General features: G+C 63.0%; 25 protein-coding genes and 1 tRNA gene. 18 read left to right on the forward strand and 8 right to left on the reverse strand.

Annotation, left to right across the window (positions count from 1 at the left end; all coding sequences use genetic code 11):
- Window positions 1-62: 62 nt before the first annotated feature.
- Window positions 63-1,976 carry an autotransporter assembly complex protein TamA gene (locus KLP42_RS12650; RefSeq protein WP_215567180.1) on the reverse strand — a complete coding sequence of 638 codons (1,914 nt, stop codon included), beginning with the start codon at window positions 1,974-1,976 and terminating at the stop codon, window positions 63-65.
- 191 nt (window positions 1,977-2,167) lie between these two features.
- Complete coding sequence (locus KLP42_RS12655; protein ID WP_215567181.1) at window positions 2,168-2,425, reverse strand: YMGG-like glycine zipper-containing protein; 258 nt, start codon at window positions 2,423-2,425, stop codon at window positions 2,168-2,170.
- Between the two features lie 282 nt (window positions 2,426-2,707).
- Between KLP42_RS12655 and KLP42_RS12660 the strand changes: the two genes are divergently transcribed.
- The 5 genes from KLP42_RS12660 to KLP42_RS12680 all read left to right on the forward strand — a co-directional run bounded on the left by KLP42_RS12660 (window position 2,708) and on the right by KLP42_RS12680 (window position 9,142).
- Window positions 2,708-3,199, forward strand: coding sequence for a (2Fe-2S)-binding protein (locus KLP42_RS12660; protein WP_215567092.1), 492 nt, complete (start codon window positions 2,708-2,710; stop codon window positions 3,197-3,199).
- A gap of 120 nt (window positions 3,200-3,319) precedes the next feature.
- The gene (locus KLP42_RS12665) at window positions 3,320-5,686 is read left to right on the forward strand and encodes a xanthine dehydrogenase family protein molybdopterin-binding subunit (protein ID WP_215567093.1); all 2,367 of its coding nucleotides are present in this window, start codon (window positions 3,320-3,322) and stop codon (window positions 5,684-5,686) included.
- A 19-nt stretch (window positions 5,687-5,705) separates the two neighbouring features.
- Entirely contained in the window at window positions 5,706-6,503 is a 798-nt protein-coding gene (locus KLP42_RS12670; RefSeq protein WP_215567094.1) for an FAD binding domain-containing protein, read from the forward strand.
- A 224-nt stretch (window positions 6,504-6,727) separates the two neighbouring features.
- Window positions 6,728-7,942 carry a 5-aminolevulinate synthase gene (hemA, locus tag KLP42_RS12675; RefSeq protein ID WP_215567095.1) on the forward strand — a complete coding sequence of 405 codons (1,215 nt, stop codon included), beginning with the start codon at window positions 6,728-6,730 and terminating at the stop codon, window positions 7,940-7,942.
- Window positions 7,943-8,029: 87 nt separating this feature from the next.
- Window positions 8,030-9,142 (forward strand): serine hydrolase domain-containing protein, encoded by a 1,113-nt coding sequence (locus KLP42_RS12680; RefSeq protein ID WP_215567182.1) that lies wholly within the window; start codon window positions 8,030-8,032, stop codon window positions 9,140-9,142.
- Between the two features lie 305 nt (window positions 9,143-9,447).
- Here the strand turns inward: KLP42_RS12680 and KLP42_RS12685 are convergent, their stop codons facing one another.
- A complete protein-coding gene (locus KLP42_RS12685) occupies window positions 9,448-10,857 on the reverse strand; it encodes a helix-turn-helix domain-containing protein (RefSeq protein WP_215567096.1) in 1,410 nt (469 codons plus the stop codon).
- A gap of 132 nt (window positions 10,858-10,989) precedes the next feature.
- Here KLP42_RS12685 and KLP42_RS12690 point away from each other — a divergent pair, with 132 nt between their 5' ends.
- From KLP42_RS12690 to KLP42_RS12720, 7 genes are all read left to right on the forward strand, one after another.
- Window positions 10,990-12,522, forward strand: a complete 1,533-nt coding sequence (locus KLP42_RS12690; protein WP_215567097.1) for an acyl-CoA carboxylase subunit beta — start codon at window positions 10,990-10,992, stop codon at window positions 12,520-12,522.
- A 7-nt stretch (window positions 12,523-12,529) separates the two neighbouring features.
- The gene (locus KLP42_RS12695; RefSeq protein ID WP_215567098.1) at window positions 12,530-12,766 is read left to right on the forward strand and encodes a DUF4160 domain-containing protein; all 237 of its coding nucleotides are present in this window, start codon (window positions 12,530-12,532) and stop codon (window positions 12,764-12,766) included.
- The gene (locus KLP42_RS12700; protein WP_215567099.1) at window positions 12,747-13,025 is read left to right on the forward strand and encodes a DUF2442 domain-containing protein; all 279 of its coding nucleotides are present in this window, start codon (window positions 12,747-12,749) and stop codon (window positions 13,023-13,025) included. Before KLP42_RS12695 ends, KLP42_RS12700 begins: the two co-directional genes overlap by 20 nt.
- A gap of 110 nt (window positions 13,026-13,135) precedes the next feature.
- Complete coding sequence (gene yghU, locus KLP42_RS12705) at window positions 13,136-14,029, forward strand: glutathione-dependent disulfide-bond oxidoreductase (RefSeq protein WP_215567100.1); 894 nt, start codon at window positions 13,136-13,138, stop codon at window positions 14,027-14,029.
- A 122-nt stretch (window positions 14,030-14,151) separates the two neighbouring features.
- A complete protein-coding gene (locus KLP42_RS12710; RefSeq protein ID WP_215567183.1) occupies window positions 14,152-14,511 on the forward strand; it encodes a hypothetical protein in 360 nt (119 codons plus the stop codon).
- 37 nt (window positions 14,512-14,548) lie between these two features.
- A complete protein-coding gene (locus KLP42_RS12715; RefSeq protein ID WP_215567184.1) occupies window positions 14,549-14,923 on the forward strand; it encodes a hypothetical protein in 375 nt (124 codons plus the stop codon).
- A gap of 4 nt (window positions 14,924-14,927) precedes the next feature.
- Window positions 14,928-16,940 (forward strand): acetyl-CoA carboxylase biotin carboxylase subunit, encoded by a 2,013-nt coding sequence (locus tag KLP42_RS12720; protein ID WP_215567101.1) that lies wholly within the window; start codon window positions 14,928-14,930, stop codon window positions 16,938-16,940.
- Between the two features lie 28 nt (window positions 16,941-16,968).
- On the opposite strand, the gene KLP42_RS12725 is transcribed toward KLP42_RS12720, so the two are convergent.
- Both KLP42_RS12725 and KLP42_RS12730 read right to left on the reverse strand, forming a co-directional pair.
- Window positions 16,969-17,328, reverse strand: a complete 360-nt coding sequence (locus KLP42_RS12725; RefSeq protein WP_215567102.1) for a type II toxin-antitoxin system RelE/ParE family toxin — start codon at window positions 17,326-17,328, stop codon at window positions 16,969-16,971.
- Window positions 17,318-17,587, reverse strand: a complete 270-nt coding sequence (locus KLP42_RS12730; RefSeq protein WP_215567103.1) for a type II toxin-antitoxin system ParD family antitoxin — start codon at window positions 17,585-17,587, stop codon at window positions 17,318-17,320. Before KLP42_RS12730 ends, KLP42_RS12725 begins: the two co-directional genes overlap by 11 nt.
- 796 nt (window positions 17,588-18,383) lie before the next feature.
- Between KLP42_RS12730 and scpA the strand changes: the two genes are divergently transcribed.
- Genes scpA through KLP42_RS12745 form a run of 3 tightly spaced genes read left to right on the forward strand, consistent with a single transcriptional unit; the run spans window position 18,384 to window position 21,272 of the window.
- The gene (gene scpA / locus KLP42_RS12735) at window positions 18,384-20,534 is read left to right on the forward strand and encodes a methylmalonyl-CoA mutase (protein WP_215567104.1); all 2,151 of its coding nucleotides are present in this window, start codon (window positions 18,384-18,386) and stop codon (window positions 20,532-20,534) included.
- A gap of 31 nt (window positions 20,535-20,565) precedes the next feature.
- Window positions 20,566-20,868 carry a type II toxin-antitoxin system MqsR family toxin gene (locus KLP42_RS12740; protein WP_215567105.1) on the forward strand — a complete coding sequence of 101 codons (303 nt, stop codon included), beginning with the start codon at window positions 20,566-20,568 and terminating at the stop codon, window positions 20,866-20,868.
- 2 nt (window positions 20,869-20,870) lie between these two features.
- Entirely contained in the window at window positions 20,871-21,272 is a 402-nt protein-coding gene (locus tag KLP42_RS12745) for a type II toxin-antitoxin system MqsA family antitoxin (protein WP_215567106.1), read from the forward strand.
- A gap of 3 nt (window positions 21,273-21,275) precedes the next feature.
- Here the strand turns inward: KLP42_RS12745 and dxr are convergent, their stop codons facing one another.
- Window positions 21,276-22,442, reverse strand: a complete 1,167-nt coding sequence (gene dxr / locus KLP42_RS12750; RefSeq protein ID WP_215567107.1) for a 1-deoxy-D-xylulose-5-phosphate reductoisomerase — start codon at window positions 22,440-22,442, stop codon at window positions 21,276-21,278.
- Window positions 22,443-22,580: 138 nt separating this feature from the next.
- On the opposite strand from dxr, the gene KLP42_RS12755 reads away from it, so the two are divergent.
- From KLP42_RS12755 to KLP42_RS12765, 3 genes are all read left to right on the forward strand, one after another.
- Window positions 22,581-23,795 (forward strand): FAD-dependent oxidoreductase, encoded by a 1,215-nt coding sequence (locus KLP42_RS12755; RefSeq protein WP_215567108.1) that lies wholly within the window; start codon window positions 22,581-22,583, stop codon window positions 23,793-23,795.
- 242 nt (window positions 23,796-24,037) lie between these two features.
- A complete protein-coding gene (locus KLP42_RS12760; protein ID WP_215567109.1) occupies window positions 24,038-24,397 on the forward strand; it encodes a hypothetical protein in 360 nt (119 codons plus the stop codon).
- Between the two features lie 247 nt (window positions 24,398-24,644).
- Entirely contained in the window at window positions 24,645-25,289 is a 645-nt protein-coding gene (locus tag KLP42_RS12765; RefSeq protein WP_215567110.1) for an exopolysaccharide biosynthesis protein, read from the forward strand.
- 44 nt (window positions 25,290-25,333) lie between these two features.
- On the opposite strand, the gene KLP42_RS12770 is transcribed toward KLP42_RS12765, so the two are convergent.
- Together KLP42_RS12770 and KLP42_RS12775 are read right to left on the reverse strand one after the other, a co-directional pair.
- Window positions 25,334-25,410, reverse strand: a tRNA-Arg gene (locus tag KLP42_RS12770).
- Between the two features lie 82 nt (window positions 25,411-25,492).
- On the reverse strand, window positions 25,493-26,656 hold the full coding sequence (locus KLP42_RS12775) for a M20 aminoacylase family protein (protein ID WP_215567111.1): 1,164 nt from the start codon (window positions 26,654-26,656) through the stop codon (window positions 25,493-25,495).
- Between the last annotated feature and the right edge of the window lie 118 nt (window positions 26,657-26,774).

The raw sequence follows: 26,774 nt of genomic DNA on the forward strand, positions 1-26,774 counted from the left end.
CGCGGGTTCACTCTTGGATGCCTCTTGGCTCTGCTTATCCTGATCTTCGTTTGCGCGCGACATCAGAATGACTGTCCGATGCCCGCATAGATACCGTATCGGCTGCCGCCATCAAAGCGGTTCAGCGGCAACGCGACATCCAGCCGGAGAGGGCCGAACGGCGTCGCATAGCGCAGGCCAAGGCCGGCGCCCATACGAATATCCGAGAAATCGGGCACGATTTCGGTCGAGACGGTTCCGACGTCGAAAAACGGAACGATGCCGATCTTTTCGTTCACTTTGAAACGCGCTTCAAGAGATCCCACCGTGTAGGATCTGCCTCCCGTTGCCTCGTTCTGATTGTTGTAGGGCGAAATCTCCTGATAGGCATAGCCGCGCACCGAGCCGCCGCCGCCGGCAAAGAAGCGCCGGGTGGTCGGGATGTCCTCCAGGCCGTCGCCGCCGACAACGGAGCCTGCCGCCAGGTGGGCCGCCAGCACCAGCCGGTCATCGGCGCCAAGCCCGACATAGCCCGAGGCCGAACCCTCGAAGGAGGAGAAGACGGTGCCGCCAAGGGCCTCGTAGCTGGGGGTGACGGCAGCGGTCAGGCGAAAGCCCTCGATCGGGTCCAGCTTGTTGTCGCGGGCGTCGCGTTCGAAGGTGAAGGGCAGCGCGAAGGTGAGATAGGTATTGGTGCCGAACGCATCCTCGCTTTCGCTGAAGGCGATCTCGGCCCCGCCGCTCACGGTGTCGCGGTCGTTCAGTTCATAGGACAGCTTGGAAAGCGCCGTCAGCGAGTTGGCGGTATAGGTATCGGGCGTCTCACGCTTGGCGACCAGGCTTGCATCCCAGGTGATGCGCGGCAGAAGCGCTCCGGGCTTGGTGAAATAGATGCCGGCCGTATAGTCGAAGGATGTGTAGTCGGTGGTGGCTCCGAGCCCGGAAACCTTTCCCTCGATGCGCAGCGTTTCGGCCTCGCCGAACAGGTTGCGGTGACCCCAGTAGCCGGAAAGTCCGGCTCCGTCGATCGAGGAATATTCGGCACCCGCGCCGAAATAGCGGAACTTGCCCTCCGAAACCTCGATGGTCAGCGGCAGCGACCCGTCGGGTGCCAGATGATCGGCCTCGCGCACGGTGACGCTGGACAGGGCGCTCAGCGCCCGCAGCCGTTCTGCCGCCTTCTTCAACTGCTCCGGGGAATAGGGCTGGCCGTCATCGAGCCGCGAATAGCGGCGGATGAAATCGGAGGAGACGGCGCGGGCACCCTTGACGCTGACCGTGCCGAGCGAGGCGACCGGGCCGCTTTCGGCGGCAAGCGTCACGGAGACGGTGCGGGTGGCATGGTCGGCCACCACGTCACGCGTCGTCAGCCTTGAAAGCGGTCGCCCTTCCGCCTTCAGGTCGCGCACGATGCGCTCGCCGGCCTGGATGATACGCACCGAACCCGCCGCACCGCCCGGCACCAGGCCATAGGTTGCCGGATCGAGCCGGGCCGCATCGCCTTCCAGCCGCACGGAGCCCAGCGTGAAGACGGGACCGGGCTCGACGGTGATGGTAACGGAAACCGGCCGGCTGTGGTCGAAGCGTGGGATGGGCGGCAGCTCATCGAGATCTGTGCCGGCAAGGGCAATGCGCACCACGCCGCCATAACGGGCTTCCTCGTAAAGGACCGCCACCAGCCGCTCGCGGTCCTCGCGTGCCTTCACCACCAGGCCGAGATCGCCGGAGACCGGCTCTTCCGCGTCCTGCACCAGCGTTGCGGTGTTTTCCAGCCGCTCGGCCAGTTCCTTGCCTGCGCCCGGTGCGCTGAGGGTTGCGCTGTAGGAAACGGGATCGATCACTTCCGTCTCCTCCTCCTCGCTGCCGAAAAGGGTGATTCCGAACAGCTTGAAGGCGTGCGCCTGCGCCACGAATCCGGGCCACGACAGAAGGCCCGCTGCAAGGAAAGCTGCGACTGCGGCTCTTCGAAGCGCGCGCGCGCCCGGCGGCCCCTGCATGTCGTTACGCGTATTCAGTGTTGGCGTTCCCACCCTGCGGGCGTTCATTGCCCGATTGATATCCCGCTAATTTACCAGTGTATTCAGCGATTGAATATCGGAATCCTGCCACGGTCCGATGAAAAGACCCCGGAGTTGCCTCCGGGGCCCGTTATTGTGCCCGCGGGATCCGCCCGGGCAGGGAGCGTCGATCAGTTCGGGCAACGGTCGACGTAACGGTTGCCGTAGCGGTCGCGGTAGTAGCACTGGCCGGGCTGTTCCGACACAGAACCGATCAGCGCGCCGGACACGCCGCCGACGGCCGCACCCACGGCTGCACCGCGCACATTGCCGGTTGCCAGGCCACCGATGATGGCGCCGGTGCCCGCGCCGATGCCCGCGCCCTTTTCCGTCTGCGTGCAGCCAGCCACGGTGAGGCCCATCACCAGAAGTACCAAAGCCTTTTTCATCATTCTCTCTCCATTTTGCTGTGCGCGTTGGCCGTTCCGAAACTGGTCGCTCCCGATTTGCGGCCACCTGAGGTAACCCCGCTTCCAAGGGAGGATAAGATTCGAAAACCGTAAGTCCAGACGCATCTTTCAGCTTTCGCTTAACAAAATGGCAATCTCGTGCCCTGACAAATGGGAATTGCCCGGAAAGTAACTGTTGATCCCCCGCCAAAAAAGGCAAATGATGGGCACTGTGTTTGAGGAGACACGCGCCCCTGTCGACAGGGGCAGGAGGAGGACAATATGGCGAAAGTGACGTTGACGGTGAATGGCCGGACGATGTCGGGCGAGTGCGACGATCGCACCCTGCTCGTGCACTTCATCCGCGAGAAGCTGGGGCTGACCGGCACGCATGTGGGGTGTGACACCACCCAGTGCGGCGCCTGTGTCGTGCACATGGATGGCAGATCTGTCAAAAGCTGTTCCATCCTGGCGGTGCAGGCCTCCGGCTCCACCGTCACGACGATCGAGGGCATCGCCGCACAGGGCGAACTGCATCCGGTGCAGGCGGCCTTCAACCAGCATCACGGCCTGCAATGCGGCTTCTGCACGCCGGGCATGGTGATGACCGCCGTCGACATGATCGCCCGCCACGGCGGTGCGCTCGACGAGGCGACGGTGCGCCACGAGCTGGAAGGCAATATCTGTCGGTGCACCGGCTACCACAACATCGTCAGGGCGGTGCTTGCCGCCAATGAAGAGATGCACGGCGCCGCAAGGCAGGCCGCCGAATAGACAGAAGCGAATAGGATGTAGCGAATAGCGAATAGTTGGCCGCTACGTGGCCCGTCGCGTTCTCACTCCCCTATTCGCTATTCGCTACTCACTATTCGCTCGTTTCTGGAGGAGACGATAATGGGAATGGAAGGTATTGGTGCACGCGTGGCCCGCAAGGAAGACAAGCGCTTCCTCACCGGCAAGGGCCGCTACACCGACGACATGGTCGTTCCGGGCATGAAGTTCGCGTATTTCGTCCGCAGCCCCCATGCACATGCAAGAATCACCGGCATTGATGCCGAGGCGGCGAAGGCCATGCCGGGTGTCATCGACGTGCTGGATGGCAGGCAGCTGCAAGCCGATGGCATCGGCAATCTGATCTGCGGCTGGATGATCCACTCGAAGGACGGCTCGCCGATGAAGATGGGCGCCTGGCGGCCGCTCGCCGTCGACACCGTGCGCTATGTCGGCGATGCGGTGGCAATCGTCGTGGCGGATTCCGCTGCCGAAGCGCGCGATGCGGCGGAAGCCGTCATCGTCGATTATGATGAACTGCCCGCCGTGACGACCTCGATTGCCGCCCTTCAGGACGGCGCGCCGCAGATCCACCCGGAAGCGCCGGGCAACCTGATCTTCGACTGGCAGATCGGCGATGGTGCCGCAACCGACGCGGCGATTGCCGCGGCGGCGCATGTCACCGAGATCGAGATCCACAACAATCGCCTGTCGCCGAACCCGATGGAGCCGCGCGCCACGCTTGGCATCTATGACAGCGCCGAGGATCACTTCACCTGCTACACCACCAGCCAGAACCCGCATGTGGCGCGCCTCGTCATGAGCGCCTTCTATAATGTCGCGCCGGAAAACAAGCTGCGCGTCATCGCCCCGGATGTCGGCGGCGGCTTCGGCTCGAAGATCTACATCTATCCGGAAGAGATCGTCTGTCTCTGGGCGTCCAAGAAGACCGGCGTGCCGGTCAAGTGGACCTCGGACCGCACCGAAGCCTTCCTCACCGATGCGCATGGTCGCGACCATGTGTCGAAGGTGAAGATGGCCTTCGACAAGGACCACCGCATCATCGGCCTGAAGGTCGATACGATCGCCAATCTCGGCGCCTACATGTCGCTCTTCTCGTCGGCGGTGCCGACCTATCTCTATGCGACGCTGCTGTCTGGCCAGTATGCCATCCCGGCCATCCACGCCAATGTCCGCACTGTCTACACCAATACGGTGCCGGTCGATGCCTATCGCGGCGCCGGGCGGCCGGAAGCGACCTATCTCCTGGAACGGACGATGGAAACGGCGGCACGCGAACTCGGCATTTCGCCGGCGGAGCTTCGCCGCAAGAACTTCATCCGCTCCTTCCCCTATCAGACACCTGTCATCATGAATTACGATGCCGGCGATTACGAAGCCTCGCTGTCGGCTGCCATGCAGGCGGCGGATTGGGACGGTTTCCCGGCGCGCCGGGCGCAATCGGAAGCGCGCGGCAAGAAACGCGGCATCGGCATGAGCTGCTACATCGAGGCCTGCGGCATCGCGCCGTCTCAAGCCGTCGGTTCGCTCGGCGCCGGTGTCGGCCTGTGGGAGTCGGCAGAAGTCCGGGTCAATGCGGTCGGCACCATCGAAGTGCTCACCGGCTCGCACAGTCATGGCCAGGGCCATGAAACCACCTTTGCCCAGCTGGTGGCCGATCGCCTCGGCGTGCCGATTTCCAGCGTCAATATCGTGCATGGCGATACCGACAAGGTGCAGATGGGCATGGGCACCTATGGTTCCCGCTCCGGTGCCGTCGGCATGTCGGCCATCGTCAAGGCGCTCGACAAGGTGGAGATGAAGGCAAAGAAGATCGCCGCCCACCTGATGGAGGCCGACGAGAGCGACATCGTCATCGAGAACGGCGAGCTGAAGGTGGCAGGCACGGACAAGGTGCTGCCCTGGTTCCAGGTGGCACTGGCCGCCTATACCGCCCACAACCTGCCGGCCGGCATGGAGCCGGGCCTCAAGGAAAGCGCCTTCTACGATCCGTCCAACTTCACCTTCCCGGCTGGCTGCTACATTGCGGAGGTCGAGGTCGATCCGGAAACCGGCAAGACGGAGATCATCCAGTTCGTCGCGGCGGATGATTTCGGCAATATCATCAACCCGCTGATCGTCGAGGGCCAGGTGCATGGCGGCCTTGCCCAGGGCATCGGCCAGGCGCTTTTGGAAGAGGTGCGCTATGACGAGGCGACGGGCCAGATCCTGACGGCAAGCTACATGGATTATGCCATGCCGCGTGCCGATGACCTGCCGTCCTTCACGCTCTCGCACCAGAATACGCCATGCCCCGGCAATCCGCTCGGCATCAAGGGCTGCGGCGAGGCGGGGGCCATCGGTTCGCCGCCGGCGCTCATGAATGCGATCACCGATGCCATCGGCACCAATGACCTGACCATGCCGGCAACGCCGCTGAAGGTGTGGAGCGCCCTGCAGGGCGCCGCCATGCCGATGGCCGCCGAATAGCAAAGAGGAGGAGACCATCATGTATGCTACCAGCTATCACCGTGCATCCTCCGTCGGCGAAGCGGTCAATCTGCGCGCCTCGCATGACGAGGGACGCTATGTGTCCGGCGGCATGACGCTGATCGCCACGATGAAGCAGCGTCTTGCCGCCCCGTCGGACCTGATCGACCTGCGCCACATCGCGGATATGAAGGGCGTTTCCGTCGAGGGGCGTTCCGTCAGGATCGGTGCCGCGACACCCCATGCGGATGTCGCCGCGTCGGCGGCGCTTCGCGCTGTCTGTCCGGCGATCTGCCAGCTCGCCGGCATGATCGGCGATCCGCATGTGCGCAACATGGGAACGATCGGCGGTTCGGTCGCCAACAACGATCCGGCGGCGGATTATCCTTCCGCCGTGCTGGCGCTGAACGCCACCGTGGTGACCGACCGGCGGGAGATCGCGGCCGACGATTTCTTCCTCGGCATGTTCGACACGGCGCTGGAGGAGGCGGAAATGATCACCGCCATCCGTTTCGAGGCGCCGGAAAAGGCGGGCTATGCCAAGTTCCCGAACCCGGCCTCCCGCTATGCCATCACCGGCGTCTTCGTGGCGAAGACAGCGGATGGCGCGCGTGTTGCCGTCACCGGTGCCGGTTCGAGCGGCGTCTTCCGGGTGGCGGAGATGGAGGCGGCGCTTTCCGCCGCCTGGTCGCCCGAATCAGTCGCGGGCGTCTCCGTCGATCCCGCGATGCTGATGTCGGATCTGCATGCCACGGCCGAGTATCGCGCCAATCTGGTGCGGGTCATGGCCAAGCGGGCGGTGCTGGCATCGCTCTGAAAGTTCCAAGGCGAGCAACTGGGGCGGCTTCGGCCGCCCCCTTTTTGCTCTTTTCGCCGTGGTCTTGATGTGAATCAACTTTCTCTTATCGATGCTGTCATAAATTCAAATTGGAATTGTTCAAAAAAATGGGCCAAATGCCGCAGGGACTGTGATTTGCACCCGTCGGGGTTGACGCCAAAGCAGCTGCGACCCACAAAAGGCGCAGGTTCTGGAGTGTGAGAATGGATTTCGAGGCATTTTTCAAAGGCGAACTGGACAGCCTTCATCAGGAAGGTCGCTATCGCGTGTTCGCCGATCTCGAGCGGCATCGCGGCAATTTTCCCCGCGCGACCCGCCACACCCCGGAAGGCAAACGCGACGTCACCGTCTGGTGTTCCAACGATTATCTCGGCATGGGCCAGCATCCGGCCGTGGTTGCCGCCATGCATGAGGCGATCGATCACTGTGGCGCGGGTGCGGGAGGCACCCGGAATATTTCTGGCACCAACCACTACCACGTGCTTCTGGAGCAGGAACTTGCCGATCTGCACGGCAAGGATTCCGCCCTCATCTTCAATTCCGGCTACATGTCCAACTGGGCGACGCTCGGCACGCTGGGGGCCAAGATTCCCGGCCTCATCATCTATTCCGATGCGCTGAACCATGCCTCGATGATCGAGGGCATCCGCTATGGCAAGTGCGAGCGCGTCATCTGGAAGCATAACGATCTGGACGACCTGCGCGCCAAGCTTGCGGTTGCCGATCCGAAGGCACCGAAGCTGATCGCCTTCGAAAGCGTCTATTCGATGGATGGCGACATCGCGCCGATCAGGGAAATCTGCGATCTGGCTGACGAATTCGGCGCCATGACCTATCTCGACGAAGTGCATGCGGTCGGCATGTATGGTCCGCGCGGCGGCGGCATTGCCGAACGCGAGGGCCTGATGGACCGCATCACCATCATCGAAGGCACGCTCGGCAAGGCCTTCGGCGTGATGGGCGGTTACATCACCGGCTCGCACGCGGTCTGCGATTTCATCCGCTCCTTCGCCTCCGGCTTCATCTTCACGACGGCCCTGCCGCCGGCGCTCGCCGCAGGCGCGCTCGCCTCGATCCGTCACCTGAAGGCAAGCCCCTTCGAGCGCGCCCGCCATCAGGACCGCGTGCGCAAGCTGCGTGCCTCGCTGGATGCCCGCGGCATTCCGCATATGCCCAATCCCAGCCACATCGTGCCGGTGATGGTGGGGGATGCCGCCAAGTGCAAGTGGATCTCGGACCTGCTGCTCGATCACTCCGGCATCTATGTCCAGCCGATCAACTACCCGACGGTACCGCGCAAGACCGAGCGCCTGCGCATCACGCCGACACCGCTGCATTCGGATGCCGATATCGAGCATCTGGTCGGCGCCCTGCATCAGCTGTGGTCGCGTTGCGCACTCGCCCGTGCGGTTGCCTGATACGGGCATTGCCTGCTTGAATTCGAAGGACGGATCATGGAGACATGATACGTCCTTTTGTTTTTTGCGGGAGTGTCGGCCGTGTCCATGGATCGTGTGAATGCCCTTCTCGACCAGGTGACGGCCAGCGGCCGCATCACCGGCGCGGTGGTGCTGATCTTTCGGGATGGCGTGCCCGTTCTGGAGCGCGCCGTCGGCTATCAGGATCGCGAGGCCGGGGTGCCGGTCAGCCTCGACACCATTTTCCGCTATGCTTCCGTCACCAAGCCGATCGTCGCGGCCACCGCGCTTGCCATGGTCGAGCGCGGACTGTTTTCGCTGGATGATGCGGTGGTGGATCATCTGCCGTGGTTTCGTCCGCTCAATCCGGACGGCACGCCGGCGGATGTGCGCGTTCGCCATCTCATCACCCATACCTCCGGCCTCGCCTATGATGCGGGCCTCGAGCAGTTGCCGGCAGACCGCGCCGTCAATCAGGGCCTCAGCGATACCAGCCTGTCGCTGAGGGAGAATTTCTCGCGGTTGAGCGGCACCCGTCTCGCCTTCCGCCCCGGCGATCAATGGGCCTATTCCACCGCCATCGATGTTCTGGGCGCGGTGATCGAGCAGGTCCACGGTGCCTCGCTGGAGGATGCCGTCGTTCAACATGTGGCAGCCCCCCTGCAGATGAAGGATGCCCGTTTCCACGTCACGGATCTGTCGCGGCTGGCCGTTGCCTATGCCGATTCGCCCGATGGCCCGGTGCGCATGCCGGATCCCTGGCACGCGCGGGAAGAGGGGCGGTTCGAGGCCTATTTCTCGCCGTCGCGCATCTTGAATGCCCGGGCCTTCCAGTCGGGTGGTGCCGGCATGGCCGGCACGGCGCGCGATGTGATGCGGCTGCTGGAGACGGTGCGCACCGGCGGCGAACCGCTGTTCTCCAGGGAAATGGCCGCAGCCGGCCTCTCCAACCGGATCGGTGATGTGCCCGGCAATCCGGGCCAGCGTTTCGGCTATTTCGGCGCGATCATCACCGATCCGTTGGCTGCCATGACGGCGCTGCCGGCCGGTGCCGTGCAGTGGGGCGGCGTCTACGGCAATACCTGGTTCATCCTGCCGGATCAGGGTGTCACGGTGGTCAGTCTCACCAACAATGCCTTGGAAGGCTGCAACGGCGCCTATCCGGAAGAACTGCGGGTCGCCGTCTGCGAAAGCCTGTGAACCACAGCGCACGGCACCACGATTTCGGCTTTTCCCCCTCATCCCCCTGCCGGGGACTTCTCCCCGATGGGGAGAAGAGGCCAGGTGGCCAACGTTCAGCCCAACCTCTCATTGATGAAAAAGAGCGCTAACGTCCGGTGTTGCGGCTTGATTGGCGCAAGGCGGTCCTCCGCGTGTCTTCTCCCCGGCGGGGAGAAGATGGCGGCAGCCGGATGAGGGGGGCGCGAAGCCGCAATGCCTGCGCGCCTGAGCGTGTGAATTCGAACCAACCGCGTGTTCCCTCGTTTCCTATGCCTGTTTCTCCCTCATACAATTCGGTACGGCACGATCGAGCGGTTGTCGTGGTCCACCGCAAGCCTGCTCTTCAGCGGCGGCATGGCGCGCTGCGGGCAGGTGTGGCGCTCGCAGATGCGGCAGGAAATGCCGATCGGCTCGAAGGCGGCGCGGTTGTCGAGATCAAGGTCGTCGGCATAGACGAAGCTTCCGGCATCGGAAATCTCGCAGCCCAGCGCCAGCGCATAGCGCGGCTGCACGGCGCGAAAGCCGCCGCTGCCCTTGGTGATCTGGGTGGCAAGACAGAGATAACGCACGCCGTCCGGCGTTTCCGCCAGCTGGCGGATGATGCGCCCCGGCATCTCGAAGGCCTGGTGCACATTCCACAGCGGACAGGCGGCGCCGAAACGGGCAAACTGCAGTTTGGCCGCGCTGTGGCGCTTGGTGATGTTGCCGGCGCGGTCCACGCGGGCAAAGAAGATCGGAACCCCCTTCTGCCCCGGCCTTTGCAGCGTACTGAGGCGATGGCAGACCTGCTCCAGGCTGGCGCCGAAATGGGCGGCCAGCAGGTCGAGATCGTGGCGCAGCGCGCGGGCGCGTTTCAGGAAGCTCTCGTAGGGCAGAAGCAGCGCGCCGGCAAAATAGTTCTGCAAGCCGATGCGACAGATATCGGCTGCCTCCGGTGTGCGAAAGCCTGCCTCGCGCACCATGCGGTCGATCATCTCGGCCGCATGCAACTGGGCAATCTGCAGCGCCATCTGGAAATCGCGCGTTGCCGGCGTCGCATAGGCATTCAGAAGCAGGCGGCGCGTTGCCGGGTTGAAGCTTCGGATCAGGTCGTCGGCAAGTGCTGCACGTTCCACGCTGATGCCGAAGCGACTGCCGAGATGGCGTTGCAGCGCCGCATGGTTCTCGCCGCCGCCGAGCCCCAGTTCGCCCGCCAGCGTTTCGGCGGCGATGTCGAGATCGTGCAGATAGTTGTCGACGAAGTGGAAATAGTCGCGCACCTCGTCATAGGGCGTCGCCTCCGTCAGGGCTGCCCGGTCCAGCCGGTCATCCATGCTGGCCAGCTGTTCGCTGGAGCGGCGATAGGCCTGATGGGCCGCGATCAGCGCATGCGCCAGCGCCGGCGCATTCTGCGTGACCAGTTTCAACTCCTGCAGATTGGCCGTGTAGCCGTCGAACAGCGGATCGGACAGCGCCTCCGAAAGCGCCGAGAGCAGCCGGTCGCCTTCGCCGGACGAGAGTTCGGCAAGGCTGATGCCGAATTTCTCCGCCAGTGCCAGCAGCACGGCGGCGGAAACCGGTCGCTGGTTGTTCTCGATCTGGTTCAGATAGCTGGTGGAAATGCCGAGCCTTTCGGCAAACTGTGCCTGCGTGGTGCGCGCCGTATCCCGCAACTCGCGCACCTTGCGTCCGATATAGAGTTTCCCGATGGCCATGATTTGCAACTTCGCAAAATGCAGTTTGCATATACATAGATTACACATCGCCACCCATTCAACGAAAATCCATGTTTCGCCTGCAGGTCCAGCAGGATACAACAAGCGGAAAAGCAGAATCTGGGAGGCAGCATGCGTGCAGTCTTGAGCGAAGTGGAAGCACGGCGGGCGGAAGCGCGTCTTGGGGGCGGGCAGAAGCGCATCGATGCGCAGCATGCCAAGGGCAAGCTCACGGCCCGCGAGCGCATTGAGGTTCTGCTCGATGAAGGCTCCTTCGAAGAATACGACATGTATGTCACGCATCGCTGCGTCGATTTCGGCATGGCCGAGCAGAAGGTGCCGGGCGATGGCGTGATCACCGGCTGGGGCACGATCAACGGCCGACAGGTCTATGTCTTCTCCCAGGATTTCACGGTTTTGGGCGGCTCCCTCTCTGAGACCCATGCGCAAAAAATCTGCAAGATCATGGACATGGCCGTGCGCGTCGGGGCACCCGTCATCGGTCTGAACGATTCCGGCGGCGCGCGTATTCAGGAAGGCGTGGCGTCGCTTGCCGGCTATGCCGAAGTCTTCCGCCGCAATGCGGAGGCTTCCGGCGTCATTCCGCAGATATCGGTGATCATGGGGCCTTGCGCCGGCGGCGCCGTCTATTCGCCGGCCATGACCGATTTCATCTTCATGGTGCGCGATAGTTCCTACATGTTCGTCACCGGCCCGGATGTGGTGAAGACGGTGACGAACGAGATTGTCACGGCCGAAGAACTGGGCGGCGCCTCCACCCACACGAAGAAATCCTCCGTTGCCGATGCGGCCTACGAGAACGATATCGAAACGCTGGAAGCCGTGCGCCAGCTCTTCGATTTCCTGCCGCTCAACAACCGCGAAAAGCCGCCGGTGCGCCCCTTCTTCGACGATCCGGCCCGTCTTGAGATGCGGCTCGACAGCCTGATCCCGGATTCGGCCACGAAACCCTATGACATGAAGGAACTTATCTACGCGATTGCGGATGAGGGCGATTTCTTCGAGATCCAGGAAGCCTTTGCCAAAAACATCGTCACCGGCTTCATGCGGCTGGAAGGCCAGACGGTCGGCGTCGTCGCCAACCAGCCCATGGTGCTGGCCGGCTGCCTCGATATCGATGCCTCGCGCAAGGCCGCCCGTTTCGTGCGCTTCTGCGATGCCTTTTCCATTCCCATCCTGACGCTGGTCGATGTGCCGGGCTTCCTTCCGGGCGTCGCGCAGGAATATGGCGGCGTCATCAAGCATGGCGCAAAACTCCTCTTCGCCTATTCGGAAGCCACCGTGCCGATGGTGACGCTGATCACGCGAAAAGCCTATGGCGGCGCCTATGACGTGATGGCCTCGAAACATATCGGCGCCGACGTCAATTATGCCTGGCCGACGGCGGAAATCGCCGTGATGGGCGCCAAGGGCGCGACCGAAATTCTCTACCGTTCGGAACTGGGCGACGCGGAGAAGATCGCGGCGCGCACGAAGGAATACGAGGAACGTTTTGCCAATCCCTTCGTGGCGGCCGAGCGCGGTTTCATCGACGAGGTGATCATGCCGCATTCCTCGCGCCGCCGTATTGCGCGGGCCTTTGCGAGCCTTCGCAACAAGCAGGTGACGACGCACTGGAAGAAGCACGACACCATTCCGCTGTGAGCGAACCATGCCGCGCGTCTTTGAGTGGAAAGGGTGGCGGTTTGAATTCTACAGTCTCGACCGGGATGAGCCGCCGCATGTCCATGTTCGCAAGGACCGGAAGGAAACCAAGATCTGGCTGGAGCGTCTTGCGATTGCACGCAACAAGCGTTGTTCGGAAAAGGAACTGAAGGACCTTCTCGCCGTGGTAAAAGACCATCAGCAGGACTTTCTGGAGAAGTGGCATGAGCACTTTGGAAATTGATCAGGATCTGCTGGAGCCGGTGTCCGCCTGCTGTACGGCGACCTCTCTGGTCGTGGAGCTTGCGGATGGCGCGACGCTGGTTACGCCACTTTGGTGGTATCCGCCGCTCCTCGCTGCGACGCACGAACAGCGAAACGTGATCGAACTGTCGCCCTTCGGGGTGCACTGGCCGCACCTCGACGAGGACCTGAGCATTGAAGGCATGCTCAAGGGCAGGAAATATCCGGGCGCCAAGCCTCCCGCCGAGGCGGCCGAATAAAATCGACGTGAAAGGGAAAATGAACGGCAAGCGGCGAAACGGAACCGTCTTCTTCCTATATCATCGCGGGCGTCACGTACGCCTCCCTTTCAAATCTAGGATATTCTCTGATGACCGACACCAAATTTCCGCCGGAAAACAACCTGCCCGCAGGCTATCAGCCGCCCAGGGTCTGGACCTGGGAGCCCGGCAATGGCGGTGCCTTTGCCAATATCAACCGGCCGATCGCCGGCGCGACGCATGAGAAGGAGCGCCCGTTCGGCGCGCATCCGCTGCAGCTCTATTCGCTCGGCACGCCGAACGGCCAGAAGGTGACCATCCTGCTGGAGGAGCTGCTGGCCGCCGGTCATTCGGGCGCGGAATATGATGCCTGGCTGATCAATATCGGCAAGGGCGAGCAGTTCGGGTCCGGCTTTGTCGAGGTCAATCCGAATTCCAAGATCCCGGCCCTGATGGACCATCAGCCGAAGGATGGCGGCGCGCCGATCCGGCTGTTCGAATCCGCCTCGATCATGACCTATCTCGCAGAAAAATTCGGCGCCTTCCTGCCGGCGGAAGCCCGCGCCCGTGCCGAAACGCTGAACTGGCTGTTCTGGCAGATGGGCTCTGCCCCCTTCCTCGGCGGTGGCTTCGGCCATTTCTACACCTATGCGCCGATGAAGATACAATATGCCATCGACCGCTATGCCATGGAGGTAAAGCGCCAGATGGACGTGCTGAACCGCCACCTCGCCAACAACGAGTTCATGGCCGGCCAGACCTATACCATCGCCGACATGGCGATCTGGCCCTGGTATGGTCGCCTTGCCCTGCATGGCGCCTATGATGATGCCGGCACCTTCCTGTCGGTCGATGAATACGAACATGTCCAGCGCTGGACGAAGCAGATTGCAGCCCGTCCGGGCGTCAAGCGCGGCTCCATCGTCAACAAGGCCTCCGGCGATCCCGGCACCTTCCTGCCCGAACGCCACGCAGCCTCCGATTTCGATGGGCTGACGCTCTGACGTGAACGACACACGGTTTCCCCTCGCGCCATCAGCCGGGGGAGGCCAGCCGGCGCGGGGCTGATCCCCGCGCCAAGAGACAGAATGAAGGACTGGAGAAGAACACCGTGGCCCTGCCCGACATGACCAAACATCGCGGTTTTCCCGGCGGCATGCCCGGAACCGGCGTCCAGTTCACCATCCGCCGCGCCAATCCGAAGGGTGTCACGCCCATCAAGGCGTTGCCGCGCAAGGCGCGCCCCGGCAGCAAGGAACACCGCATCGATGCGGCCTTCCTGCATGCGCTCTGGCATCATTTCGGGGCCGAGCCGTTCGAGCGCGGCAATCTGGATGCCGCCCGCCTCAACCTGCTGTTCGGCCGTGAGGTGGTGCCGGTGGAAAAGGATTTCGACCCGATGTCCTACGAGGCGCTGCTGCGCATCGACGAGCGCGTCGCCCGCCAGAACTTCCCCGAATCCTTTGACGACGTGTTCGAGGTCTGATGATGCGCACCCAGCTTTTTGCGCCGGAGCGTGGATGATGGCCAAGATCCCCGAAATGCCAAAACATCGCGGCTTTCCCCTGGGCCTTCCCGGCACGCAGTGGCAATACACGCTGCGCCGGGCCAATTCGAAGGTCACCAAGCTTTATGCCATGCCGCGCTACCGCACGCTGGACCAGACGGTGGCGCTTGCCGATATCGGCTTCGTGCAGGCGCTCTGGCATTTCTTCGGCACCGAGCCGTTCGAACGCGGCAATCTGGATGGCGAGCGGCTCAGCCGCCTGTTCGGGCGCGAGGTGATCGCCGCTGAACGCGGCTTCGATCCCGCCTCCTACACAGCGAAGCTGAAATTGAATGAGGCCGTGGCGCGGAAGAATTTTCCGCAGGCTTTCGAAGACATTGCGGAGGGGTGACGGAATGCCGATCCAGAAAATTCTCATTGCCAATCGCGGCGAAATCGCCTGCCGGGTCATCCGCACGGCAAAGAAAATGGGCATCAAGACGGTCGCCGTCTATTCCGATGCGGATGCCAATGCGGCTCATGTGCGCGAAGCCGACGAGGCGGTGCATATCGGCCCGGCGCCCTCGTCTCAGTCCTACATCGTCATCGACAAGATCCTGGACGCCATCCGAAAGACCGGCGCCGATGCCGTGCATCCGGGTTACGGGTTTCTCTCGGAAAATCCGCTGTTTGCCGAGGCGCTGGAAAAGGCAGGCGTCACCTTCATCGGCCCGCCGGTCGGCGCCATCCAGGCCATGGGCGACAAGATCACCTCGAAGAAGATCGCCGCGGAAGCGGGCGTCTCCACCGTGCCCGGCCATATGGGCCTGATCGAGGATGCCGACGAAGCGGTCAGGATTTCCGCCTCGATCGGGTATCCGGTGATGATCAAAGCGTCCGCCGGCGGCGGCGGCAAGGGCATGCGCATCGCCTGGAACGATGCGGAAGCGCGTGAAGGTTTCCAGTCCTCGAAAAACGAGGCGAAAAGTTCGTTTGGTGATGACCGCATCTTCATCGAAAAATTCGTTACCGAACCGCGCCATATCGAAATCCAGGTGCTGGGCGACAGGTACGGCAACTGCCTTTATCTCGGCGAGCGTGAATGCTCGATCCAGCGGCGAAACCAGAAGGTGATCGAGGAGGCGCCGTCGCCCTTCCTGACGCCGGAGACGCGCCGTGCCATGGGCGAGCAGGCGGTGGCGCTAGCGAAAGCCGTCGGTTACCATTCCGCCGGCACGGTGGAATTCATCGTCGATGGCAAGGCCAACAAGTTCTACTTCCTCGAAATGAACACCCGCCTGCAGGTGGAACATCCGGTGACCGAACTCGTCACCGGCATCGATCTTGTCGAGCAGATGATCCGCGTGGCCTCCGGCGAAAAACTGGCGCTCACCCAGGATGAGGTCAAGCTCAACGGCTGGGCCATCGAAAGCCGGCTTTATGCGGAAGATCCGTTCCGCAACTTCCTGCCCTCCATCGGCCGGCTCACGCGCTACCGCCCGCCGGTCGAAGGCAAACAGGCCGATGGCAGCGTGGTGCGCAATGATACCGGCGTCTACGAAGGCGGCGAGATCTCGATGTATTACGATCCGATGATCGCCAAGCTCTGCACCTGGGGGCAGACGCGCGACATGGCAATCGATGCCATGGCCGCGGCGCTCAATGATTTCGAGGTGGAGGGCATCGGTCACAACCTGCCCTTCCTCTCCGCCGTCATGGGGCAGGACCGTTTCCGCTCCGGCAAACTGACCACCGCCTATATCGCGGAAGAATTTCCCGATGGCTTCTCCGGTGTCGCGCCGGATGCCGCATCATCGCAGCAGCTTGCCGCCATTGCCGCCGTCATCCATGCCCAGATCCAGGGTCGGGCGGCGCAGATTTCCGGCACGATCGGCAACCATGCCCGTGTCGTCGGCAAGGATTGGGTGGTGCAATTGGGGGATACCCGCCATGCGGTGACGCTGACGGCCGGTGCGGATGCGCAGGTCGTCGCCTTTGCGCAGAGTGGCGAGGCAGTCACCGTTGCCGGTTCCTGGCATCCCGGCCAGACGCATGCGCATTTCCTGGTGAATGGACAAAAGCTTGGCGTGAAGGTCAATCTTGTCGGTTCCGCCATCCGGCTTCGCTGCAATGGCATGGATGTCTCGGCGCGGGTCCGTTCGCCGCGCGTGGCGGAACTGGCCAAACTGATGCCGGTGAAACTGCCGCCGGATACGTCGAAAATGCTGCTCTGCCCCATGCCGGGGGTGATTACCGGCGTTGCGGTGAAGGTGGGCGAGACGGTGGAAGCCGGCCAGACGCTCGCGACCGTCGAAGCCATGAAGATGGAAAACGTGCTGAAGGCGGAACGCAAGGGCGTGGTCAAACGTGTTGCCGCGAGCGCCGGTCAGAGCCTGGCGGTGGACGAGTTGATCATGGAGTTCGAGTGAGATGGGTTCTTACGGCTTGGATCAATGGTCACGCATCGCCGGGCTGGTTGCCGAGCCGTTTGAGGATGTGCTTCTCGTGGTCTTGGCCACGGAAAAACACCGCCAAGACCTTCACTTCGTGCTTTGCTTCATCGACCTTAAAATAGAAAATCGTGCGGTTCTTGGTCACTTGACGCAGTCCCGGCGAGATCTGATGTCGCAGACTCCCCTGGTGCGGAGCACGAACAAGCGCAAGCATATCCCTGTCTATAGCTTTCAAACGTGCTGCAGCACGTGCAACGGCATCCTGCAAGTCATCTCCGAGAGAGAGATAGGACTCGACAAGATGCTCGAAAATCATGTCGAGGTCTCGGTCCGCTGCAGGGGCCCGGAACAGCTCAAAGGCCATATTCAGCTTTCTTGCGCGCAATCAACGCATCAATACGGCGGCTGCTTTCCTCCGCGCTCAAGAAAGGCCCCTTACTTCTCTCTTCAATCAACGCCCGTAGCGCTGCCAGCTCCGCCTCATTCCTCTCAGTCTGCTCGCGCAGCAGTTCCAGCCCCTGCTGCACCACGGCGCTCACACTGGAATAGCGGCCTTCTTCCACCAGTCGACGGGCAAAGGCGTCCTGCTGGTCGGAAATCGAAACGGATGTCTTTACGGTCATGGCGGTTTAATCCTCGTTCTTCTTCAAGAATACTACTGAGTGGCACCGGCGTCAAAGCCGCCGTTCAGGCGCCGATCCTGGGGATGATCCAGCCCGTCGGATCGAGCAATTTCAGGGACATGGGCGGGAATTCTTGTCCCGTTCATCCCCACCCTCTCGCCGCATGTCTACAATCATCCCGTCCCGCAGCGGATACACCGGCAGGCGTGCCGGCGATGCGGGGCCGGTTCGGGCGGTGGGAAGAAGACGCAAAGGCCCATCGTCCGGGTCCGCGAAAGGGTCACAGCTGGCGCCAAGGGCACCAGCCGGGCTTCGGGCCGACGAGATGCGCGGCGGCGGGTGAAACACCGCCGTCCTTCAAAACCCGTCGCAGACCACGTCTCAGCCGCGTGGAAGGCGACGGGCGAGACATCAGGTCAAGCTGGTGTTGTCCATCTCGGAGTGATCGGGCTGCGGGCATAAACTGCCGAACGGGGTGCTGAAAGATGCATTCATTAAAACTCAATTCGGCGCATCTTTCAGTGCCCCGACCGACCAGTTCACGGATCGCCAAGGGAAAGCTGTGTCTTGTCGAAGGAGGAGTGCGGCATGCGACCGAAAAGGAAGGTTCCGGCACCGGTATGGCCCGGCACGTCCGGTGGCAAGCCGGCCGCTTTGCCGCCTCTGACGGGGGAGCGAAGACAAAGCCTGGCTGCGCTTCGCCAGTCCATGGCGGACGCCTGCGCCGCGGGACGGGCTCTGATCGCAACCCTTCAGGCAGACCTTGAACGACACCGTGAAACCGAGGAGAGAGCAGATGTCCGAGAAGATCAGCAGCACGGTTAAGCAGGACTGGCAGGCGCTCGCCGAAAAGGAGCTGAAGGTATCACCGGAGACGCTCGTCTGGCACACCCCGGAAGGCATCCCGGTCAAGCCGCTCTATACGGCAGATGATCTGCAGGGCATGGACCATCTCGACAGCCTGCCCGGTTTCAAACCCTTCGTGCGTGGTCCCCGCGCCACCATGTATGCCGGCCGCCCCTGGACGATCCGGCAATATGCGGGTTTTTCGACCGCCGAAGAGAGCAATGCCTTTTATCGCAAGGCGCTCGCCGCCGGCCAGCAGGGTGTCTCCGTCGCCTTCGATCTCGCCACCCATCGCGGTTACGATTCGGATCATCCGCGCGTCGTCGGCGATGTCGGCAAGGCAGGGGTGGCGATCGACAGCGTCGAGGACATGAAGATCCTGTTCAACGGCATTCCGCTGCAGGATATCTCCGTCTCCATGACGATGAACGGCGCGGTGATCCCGATTCTTGCGAACTTCATCGTTACCGGCGAAGAACAGGGCGTCTCCCGCGATCAGCTCTCCGGCACCATTCAGAACGATATTCTGAAGGAGTTCATGGTCCGCAACACCTATATCTATCCGCCGGAACCCTCGATGCGGATCATTGCGGACATCATTGCCTATACGGCGAAGGAAATGCCGCGCTTCAACTCCATCTCGATTTCCGGCTATCACATGCAGGAAGCCGGCGCGACGCTGGTTCAGGAACTGGCCTTTACGCTGGCCGATGGCCGCGAATATGTGCGCGCTGCGCTCGCACGCGGCCTGAACGTCGATGAATTCGCCGGGCGTCTCTCCTTCTTTTTTGCCATCGGCATGAACTTCTTCATGGAAGCGGCCAAATTGCGCGCCGCCCGCCTGCTTTGGTCGAAGATCATGGAGGAGTTCCAGCCGAAGAAGCCGGGCTCGCTGATGTTGCGCACCCACTGCCAGACCTCCGGGGTCTCGTTGCAGGAACAGGACCCCTATAACAACGTCATCCGCACCGCCTATGAGGCGCTGTCGGCCGTGCTCGGCGGCACGCAATCGCTGCACACCAATGCGCTGGATGAGGCAATTGCCTTGCCGACGGAGTTTTCCGCCCGCATTGCCCGCAACACGCAGCTGATCCTGCAGCATGAAACGGGCGTCACAAAGGTGGTCGATCCGCTGGCTGGTTCCTATTATGTCGAAAGCCTCACCAAGGAGCTCGCGGACAAGGCTTGGGGCTTGATCGAGGAGGTCGAGGCCATGGGCGGCATGACCAAGGCGGTCGCCGACGGCCTGCCGAAGCGGCTGATCGAGGAGGCGGCGACGCGGCGCCAGGCGCGGGTGGATCGCGGCGAGGAGATCATCGTCGGCGTCAACAAATACCGGCTCGAAAACGAGGAGCCCATCGATATCCTCGACATCGACAACACCGCGGTGCGCAATTCGCAGATCAAGCGGCTGGAACAGATCAAGCGCCAGCGTGATCCGAAGCGTGTGGCCGAAGCGCTGGCGCTTCTGGAACATGTGGCGGAAAGCGGCGAGGGCAATCTTCTGGCCGCTGCCGTGGACGCGGCGCGCGCCCGTGCCACCGTCGGCGAGATTTCCGATGCCATGCGTCAGGCCTTTGGCGATCACACCGCGGTGCCGGAGGTGGTCAGCAACATCTACGGTCCGGCCTATGCGGACGATCCGGAATACCAGACGCTCACGACCCGTCTCGCCACCTATGCCGAAGCGACAGGGATCAAGCCGAAAATGCTGGTCGCCAAGCTCGGCCAGGATGGGCACGACCGTGGAGCCAAGGTGATTGCCTCTGCCTTCGGCGATATCGGCTTCCAGGTGGTGGCCGGGCCGCTGTTCCAGACGCCGGATGAGGCCGCGAGCCTCGCGGTCGCGGAAAAGGTGCAGGTGGTCGGCATGTCCTCGCTTGCCGCCGGCCACAAGACGCTCGCCCCGCAACTGATCGAGGCGCTGAAGGCACAGGGTGCGGAGGATGTGATTGTCGTGGTGGGCGGCGTCATTCCCCGCCAGGATTACCAGTTCCTGCTCGATTGCGGCGTTGCCGCCGTCTTCGGCCCCGGCACCAATGTGCTCGATGCGGCGCGCGCCATTCTGGACCTGATGGAGGGCCGGCGCCGAAACGCGTAAGGCTTGCCTCGGTTAACCTACTAGGTTATTTATGGAGAAACGGAAGCCGCATTGCCCTCTGGATCGTGTGAAACTGCTGGTGCAGGCGGGCCGCGTCAGGGCGACCGGATCGGCCTTCATCGGGGCACGGGCGCTTGGCATCGTTGATCTTGCCAGCATGTGCGAGGTGGTCATGGCGCTCACTTTGCGTGACTTTTACAAGGCGATGACCACGCATGCCGATCATGCCATCTGGCAGGATGTCTACCGGACGCGGACCCAGCTTGGCGATCTTGTCTATCTGAAGCTCACCGTCATCGATGACGTGCTGATCGTGTCGTTCAAGGAGCTGTGATCATGAAATGTCCGTGCTGTGGTGCTGCCGATCTGGTGCGAGACACGCGCGATGTACCCTATGTCTACAAGGGTGAAGAGACGTTGATCCCCGCGGTCACGGGAGACTTTTGCCCGGCCTGCGACGAGGTGATCCTCGATGCTGTTGAGGGTGACCGGTTCAGCCGTCTGATCGGCGAATTCCAGCGGCAGGTGAATGCCGTGCGTGTCGATCCTGCCTATATCGCAGCCGTTCGCCGCAAGCTGAAACTGGACCAGAAGCAGGCGGGCGAAATTTTCGGCGGCGGCGTCAATGCCTTTTCCCGCTACGAAAACGGCAAAAGCCGCCCGCCCGTGGCCCTCGTCAAGCTGCTGCGCCTGCTGGACCAGCATCCAGAATTGCTGAGCGAAGTTCGCGCCGCCTGAGGCTTATCCCAGCCGGCGACCTGCCGCATGCCGCGCTTCCAGGTCCGCGGCAAACACATCGTCCATGCTGGTCGCGGCTGGCAGATGCGCGAGCTCCTCCATCACCGCTTCGGTGATCTCCGCCATGGCGAGGAAGGGAAGGTCGCCGGCAATGAAGGCGTCGAGCGCCACTTCCTTGGCGCCGTTCAGCACGGCACCCTGCACCCCGCCGCGGGTCATGGCCAGCCGCGCCAGTCTCAGCGCTGGGAACCGCTCCTCGTCGGGCGCCTCGAAATCAAGACGGGAGAGCTTGGCAAAGTCCAGCCGCTCCACCGGCAGCTTTCCCCGGCGCGGATAGTGCAGTGCATAGCCGATCGCGTGGCGCATGTCCGGGCAGCCGAGCTGTGCCAGCACGGAGCCATCGGCATAACCCACCATGGAATGAATGATCGATTGCGGATGGACGATCACCTCCACCTGCTCGGGCGACAGGCCAAAGAGATGTTTCGCCTCGATCATCTCCAGCGCCTTGTTGAACATCGAGGCGCTGTCGATGGAGATCTTCAGGCCCATCGACCAGTTGGGATGGGCACGCGCCGTCTCCACCGTCACGTCCGCCATCTGCGCCTTGGTGAAGGTGCGGAAGGGTCCGCCGGAGGCCGTCAGGATCACACGCTCGATGGCGTGGCGCTGGTTTTCCTCCAGCACCTGGAAGATCGCATTGTGTTCGCTGTCGACCGGCAGCAGGCGTCCGCCGCCCTGTTTCACCGCCGAGACGAACAGGTCGCCGGCCGAAACCAGGCATTCCTTGTTGGCAAGCGCAATATCGGCGCCGCGCCGTGCCGCGACAAGCGTCGGCGCAAGCCCGGCCGTGCCGACGATTGCCGCCATCACCATGCCGGCCTCGGCGCTGGCGGCTTCGAGCAGGCCCGTCTGGCCCGCCGCCACCTCGATGCCGGTGCCGGAGAGAAGATCGCGCAGCGCCACATACTGGCTTTCGTCGGCGGTCACGGCGAGCTTCGCCCGGTGTACCTTCGCCTGCTCGGCCAGAAGCTCGATGTTTCCGGCACCGGTCAGGGCAACGACCTCGAAAGCGTCGTGATCCTCCAGATGCGTCAGCACATCCAGCGTGTTCGTGCCGATGGAGCCGGTCGAGCCGAGAATGGAGATGCTGCGCTTCGTCACTGTCATGCCAAGGGTCCGCGTTTGTTACCGCTCGTTTACAGGGGCCGCAGACAGCTCACAAGGGCGGAAGCGTCGCATTGAATTTCATCCCCGCCGGTGCCAGATGCGGTAGACTGCAAGACAATGCGTTCGCGGAGGGGTGACATGGCGGAAATGGATCTGACAACAACCTGCGCCATTGCTGGCGGCGGCCCCGCGGGCCTCATGCTCGGCCTGCTTCTGGCCCGCGCGGGTGTCGATGTCACCGTCATCGAAAAACACGGCGACTTCCTGCGCGATTTTCGCGGCGATACCATCCACCCCTCGACACTCGAAGTAATCCACGAACTGGGCCTCGAAGAGGCGTTCCTGAAGCTTCCGCACACCCGCGCGCCAAAACTGTCGGCGGAGATGGGCGGACGCACCATCACCATGGCGGATTTTTCCCGGCTTCCGGTGCGCAACCGCTTCATCGCCTTCATGCCGCAATGGGATTTTCTCGATTTCCTGTCAAAGGAGGCGGGGAAGTACCCCAACTTCCGGCTGATGATGGCAACGAAGGTGGTGGATGTGCTGGAGGAGGGTGGTCGTGTCACCGGGCTCGCACTCCAGCGTGCCGATGGTCCAATGATGCTACGTTCGAGCCTCGTCGTCGCGGCCGATGGCCGCCATTCCGTGGTGCGCGAAAAGGCGGGGCTGGAGGTCGAAAGTTTTGGCAGCCCCAGCGAGGTGGTCTGGATGAAGCTGTCGAAACAGGAGGGCGATCCCGCCGAGACCATGGGACATGCCGGGCCGCGCCAGGGTTTCGTGCTGATCGATCGCGGCGATTACTGGCAATGCGGCTATATCGTCCGGCGTGGCAGTTTTGCCGAGATCCGCGCCGGAGAGCTGGAAGCCTTTCGTGACATGGTGCGCGCGGTTTCGCCGCTGCCGGCGTCGCGGATGAACGAGATTGCCGGCTGGGAGGATGTCAGCCTTCTGCAGGTGCGGATCGACCGGCTGAAGCGCTGGTGGAAGCCCGGCCTGCTGGCCATTGGCGATGCGGCGCATGCCATGTCGCCGATCGGCGGCGTCGGCGTCAATCTCGCCATTCAGGATGCGGTGGCGGCTGGCAATCTCCTTGCCCGGCCGCTGAAGGAGGGCCGCCTGACGGACGCCCATCTGGCCGCGGTGGAGAAACGCCGGCTGTTTCCGACGAAGGCGACCCAGAAGCTGCAACTGATGATGCGCTCGAGCCGGCGCAAGGATCGGGTGGATGAGAAGCGCAGCAAGGGCCCGCCGGCCTTTATTCGCGGCATCGCCCGCTTTCCGCTGCTGGCGCATCTTGCCGGGCGACTGATGGGCCTTGGCTTTCGTATGGAGCATGTGCGGGAGCGCTGAGGCGGGCGCGGATGTGCGCCCGCTCCGGGCGGTTTCATCGTCCACAGCTTCGCTCAATCTTTGAGCGCTAGCATTGACACGCTCATTTCTGAGGCTACTCATTTTTTCGTGATAACATCAACCTTGTCTTCGCGTTCCGGAAGCAGCGGCGTCATCAGGGCGCAGGATGGGGGGGCAAGTCCCGCGTCGGTCGTCTGCCTGCATCGGAACTGAGACTGAAAACGTCCTGCCAGGGAACGACCATGACAATCGACAAAGTGGATGCAGACAGGCTGCGGGATCTGGTGGCGACCTGCGGCCGCCAGGATGCCCTTTCCATTCCGAGGAACCTGTCCGCCTATATGACCGCCGCGCTGGATCCGCGTCAGCCGAGCGTCTACCTCATCGACCTGATGCCCTCGCTCAGCGCGGCGCTGCAGGCCTTCCTTGCCGGAATTGGTGCCTTCAACCTCTCGCCCCTGCCGGAGCAGGAGGTGGCGTGCCGCCGCAATCGTCTGCTGGAATGCCTCGATACCTTCATCGACGAGGCAAGGCTCTGCCAGCAGAGCATCGTCTTCATGGAGGCGATCTCTCCCGGCGGCGCATCGCTGGCGGCAAAATGATAGCGCTAACGTCCGGCCGGACACCTGCCTTCAGCGCCGGTGCCGGCGGCGGCGCGCGGTTTTTTGCCGGGCCTGCCCTTCGCATCGCCCATCCGCCTTCCCATATCCTGTCCCTGTCGGTTTGCCCTTGACGCGGCGAACCGGAAAAGGAGCGGCGTGAAAAGGCGAGAATTCGAAATCGGCACCGAGAGGCATCCTGCGGCGGCGCAGGCAGCATATGGCCCGAGAACGGCTGGTGAAGGCTGGCATGGGTGAGACATCCTCTGCGGATATCCGTGCGGAAGGGCTGGCCGAGCTGCTGGCGCAACTGCCGCAGCGGATGGGGCCGGGGCGGGCAACGCTCGGCGGGCTGCTGTCTCTCCTGGGAGAGCAGGCGACCGCGCTGGTGCTGCTGGTCTTTTCCATTCCGGCGATCATCCCGACGCCCGGCATTCCGGCCGGCATGGTGTTCGGCACGGCGCTGGCACTGCTGGCCGGGCAGTTGGTGATCGGTGCCGAGCGCTTCATGTTGCCGCAACGGCTTGCCCGGGTCGAGGTGCCTGAGGCCCTGCTGAAGGCCATGGCGGTGCGGCTCGGCCCGAAGCTCGCCTGGCTCGAAACCTGGCTGAGGCCGCGCCTCACGGCACTGGCCGGTCGTGCCGCCCTGCGGCCCCTGGGAGGCGTCGTTTTTGTCATGGCGGTGCTGATCGCCCTGCCGATCCCTTTCGGCAATGTGCTGCCGGGCCTGTCGATCTTCTTCGTGGCATTGGGGCTTGCGCAAAGGGATGGGGCGGCCGTGGCCGGCGGACTGGGCCTCGGACTTCTGGCGCTTGCCTTCACCGCCTTTGTCCTGCTGGGCGGCTGGTGGCTGATCAGCGACTGGCTGGGCCTTGCCTCCGGTGGGGCGGCCTGATCAGCCGGCGGCAAGGGGATAATCGGCTGGAGTAAGGGGAGAAATGGTGTCCACGAGAGGATTCGAACCTCCGACCCCAGGATTAGGAATCCTGTGCTCTATCCTGCTGAGCTACGTGGACTGACGCTTTCGACTGGCTACATACCGCAGCCGGGCGCTGCCGACAAGTCGGCAGACCGGCGGGGAGGGCCTTTGTTGCCACCTCAGTCGGCGAGGCGCTGCTCTGCGAGCTTCACCCAGTAGGAGACGCCATAGCCGATGGCTTCGTCGTTGAAATCATAGGCGGGATTGTGCAGGGCGGCGGTGTCGCCATTGCCGATCATGATATAGGCACCGGGGCGGGCCTGCAGCATGAAGGCGAAGTCCTCGCCGGCCATGCTCGGGTCGACCTCGGTATTGACATTCTTCTCGCCGACAATCGCCATTGCCGCCTTGGCCGCGTGCATCGTCTCTTCCGGATGGTTGACGGTCACGGGGCAGGCGCGCTCGTAATCCACCTCGGCCGCGCCGTCATGCGTGGCGGCAATGCCCTCGGCGATCTGGCGGATGCGGGCTTCGGCGAGATCACGCACCCCCTCATCGAGGCTGCGGACGGTGCCGGCGATCACCGCCTCCTCCGGAATGATGTTGTGCGTGGTGCCGGCATGGAACTGGGTGACGGAGACGACGACGGAGCGCAGCGGGTTGGCGTTGCGCGCCGCAATCATCTGCAGGCCGCCGACGATCTGTGCGCCGATGACGATCGGGTCGGCGGTTCGGTGCGGTTCTGCCGCATGGCCGCCGCGCCCCTTGATCTGGATGGTGAACTTGTCCGGGGCGGCCATGATGCCGCCCTTGCGGATGGCAAAGGTGCCAAGCGCCATGCCCGGCATGTTGTGCATGCCATAGACTTCCTGAATGCCGAAGCGGTCCATCAGCCCATCCTCGACCATGGCGAGCGCACCGCGCCCGCCTTCCTCGGCCGGCTGGAAGATGACGGCGACGGTGCCGTTGAAATTACGGGTTTCGGCCAGATATTTCGCAGCCCCCAACAGCATGGCGGTATGGCCGTCGTGGCCGCAGGCATGCATCTTGCCTTCCTGGCGCGAGGCCCAGGCCTTTCCGGTGATCTCGGTCAGCGGCAGGGCATCCATGTCCGCCCTCAGTCCGATCACCCGGCCGCCCTCGCCGCGACCGCGAATGAGGCCGACCACGCCGGTGCGGCCGAGGCCGGTGACGATTTCGTCCACGCCGAAGCTTTTCAGCTTCTCCTCCACGAAAGCGGCGGTTTCCTGCACTTCGTAGAGAAGGCCCGGATTTTCATGGATATGGCGCCGCCAGGCGCTGATTTCCGCTTGCATCTCGGCGGCTCTGTTCAAGATCGGCATCGCAATTCCTGTCACTGGCACGGGCTGGCGCAAAGCGCCGGTCATCGGCGGCGATATTGCGCCGCAGAATTGACGGAATCAATGATCTTTGCCATTCCTTGGCCATAGAGGCGTTCTA

The sequence above is a fragment of the Rhizobium sp. CSW-27 genome, assembly GCF_018760785.1.
In the GTDB taxonomy this organism is placed as follows: Bacteria; Pseudomonadota; Alphaproteobacteria; order Rhizobiales; family Rhizobiaceae; genus Neorhizobium.

What these genes read in the sequence shown, in the direction of transcription:
- KLP42_RS12650 (WP_215567180.1), bottom strand. Translation starts at nt 1,976, where the DNA reads ATGCAGGGGCCGCCGGGCGCGCGCGCGCTTCGAAGAGCCGCAGTCGCA.
- KLP42_RS12655 (WP_215567181.1), bottom strand. Translation starts at nt 2,425, where the DNA reads ATGAAAAAGGCTTTGGTACTTCTGGTGATGGGCCTCACCGTGGCTGGC.
- KLP42_RS12660 (WP_215567092.1), top strand. Translation starts at nt 2,708, where the DNA reads ATGGCGAAAGTGACGTTGACGGTGAATGGCCGGACGATGTCGGGCGAG.
- KLP42_RS12665 (WP_215567093.1), top strand. Translation starts at nt 3,320, where the DNA reads ATGGGAATGGAAGGTATTGGTGCACGCGTGGCCCGCAAGGAAGACAAG.
- KLP42_RS12670 (WP_215567094.1), top strand. Translation starts at nt 5,706, where the DNA reads ATGTATGCTACCAGCTATCACCGTGCATCCTCCGTCGGCGAAGCGGTC.
- hemA (WP_215567095.1), top strand. Translation starts at nt 6,728, where the DNA reads ATGGATTTCGAGGCATTTTTCAAAGGCGAACTGGACAGCCTTCATCAG.
- KLP42_RS12680 (WP_215567182.1), top strand. Translation starts at nt 8,030, where the DNA reads ATGGATCGTGTGAATGCCCTTCTCGACCAGGTGACGGCCAGCGGCCGC.
- KLP42_RS12685 (WP_215567096.1), bottom strand. Translation starts at nt 10,857, where the DNA reads ATGGCCATCGGGAAACTCTATATCGGACGCAAGGTGCGCGAGTTGCGG.
- KLP42_RS12690 (WP_215567097.1), top strand. Translation starts at nt 10,990, where the DNA reads ATGCGTGCAGTCTTGAGCGAAGTGGAAGCACGGCGGGCGGAAGCGCGT.
- KLP42_RS12695 (WP_215567098.1), top strand. Translation starts at nt 12,530, where the DNA reads ATGCCGCGCGTCTTTGAGTGGAAAGGGTGGCGGTTTGAATTCTACAGT.
- KLP42_RS12700 (WP_215567099.1), top strand. Translation starts at nt 12,747, where the DNA reads ATGAGCACTTTGGAAATTGATCAGGATCTGCTGGAGCCGGTGTCCGCC.
- yghU (WP_215567100.1), top strand. Translation starts at nt 13,136, where the DNA reads ATGACCGACACCAAATTTCCGCCGGAAAACAACCTGCCCGCAGGCTAT.
- KLP42_RS12710 (WP_215567183.1), top strand. Translation starts at nt 14,152, where the DNA reads ATGACCAAACATCGCGGTTTTCCCGGCGGCATGCCCGGAACCGGCGTC.
- KLP42_RS12715 (WP_215567184.1), top strand. Translation starts at nt 14,549, where the DNA reads ATGGCCAAGATCCCCGAAATGCCAAAACATCGCGGCTTTCCCCTGGGC.
- KLP42_RS12720 (WP_215567101.1), top strand. Translation starts at nt 14,928, where the DNA reads ATGCCGATCCAGAAAATTCTCATTGCCAATCGCGGCGAAATCGCCTGC.
- KLP42_RS12725 (WP_215567102.1), bottom strand. Translation starts at nt 17,328, where the DNA reads ATGGCCTTTGAGCTGTTCCGGGCCCCTGCAGCGGACCGAGACCTCGAC.
- KLP42_RS12730 (WP_215567103.1), bottom strand. Translation starts at nt 17,587, where the DNA reads ATGACCGTAAAGACATCCGTTTCGATTTCCGACCAGCAGGACGCCTTT.
- scpA (WP_215567104.1), top strand. Translation starts at nt 18,384, where the DNA reads ATGTCCGAGAAGATCAGCAGCACGGTTAAGCAGGACTGGCAGGCGCTC.
- KLP42_RS12740 (WP_215567105.1), top strand. Translation starts at nt 20,566, where the DNA reads ATGGAGAAACGGAAGCCGCATTGCCCTCTGGATCGTGTGAAACTGCTG.
- KLP42_RS12745 (WP_215567106.1), top strand. Translation starts at nt 20,871, where the DNA reads ATGAAATGTCCGTGCTGTGGTGCTGCCGATCTGGTGCGAGACACGCGC.
- dxr (WP_215567107.1), bottom strand. Translation starts at nt 22,442, where the DNA reads ATGACAGTGACGAAGCGCAGCATCTCCATTCTCGGCTCGACCGGCTCC.
- KLP42_RS12755 (WP_215567108.1), top strand. Translation starts at nt 22,581, where the DNA reads ATGGCGGAAATGGATCTGACAACAACCTGCGCCATTGCTGGCGGCGGC.
- KLP42_RS12760 (WP_215567109.1), top strand. Translation starts at nt 24,038, where the DNA reads ATGACAATCGACAAAGTGGATGCAGACAGGCTGCGGGATCTGGTGGCG.
- KLP42_RS12765 (WP_215567110.1), top strand. Translation starts at nt 24,645, where the DNA reads ATGGGTGAGACATCCTCTGCGGATATCCGTGCGGAAGGGCTGGCCGAG.
- KLP42_RS12775 (WP_215567111.1), bottom strand. Translation starts at nt 26,656, where the DNA reads ATGCCGATCTTGAACAGAGCCGCCGAGATGCAAGCGGAAATCAGCGCC.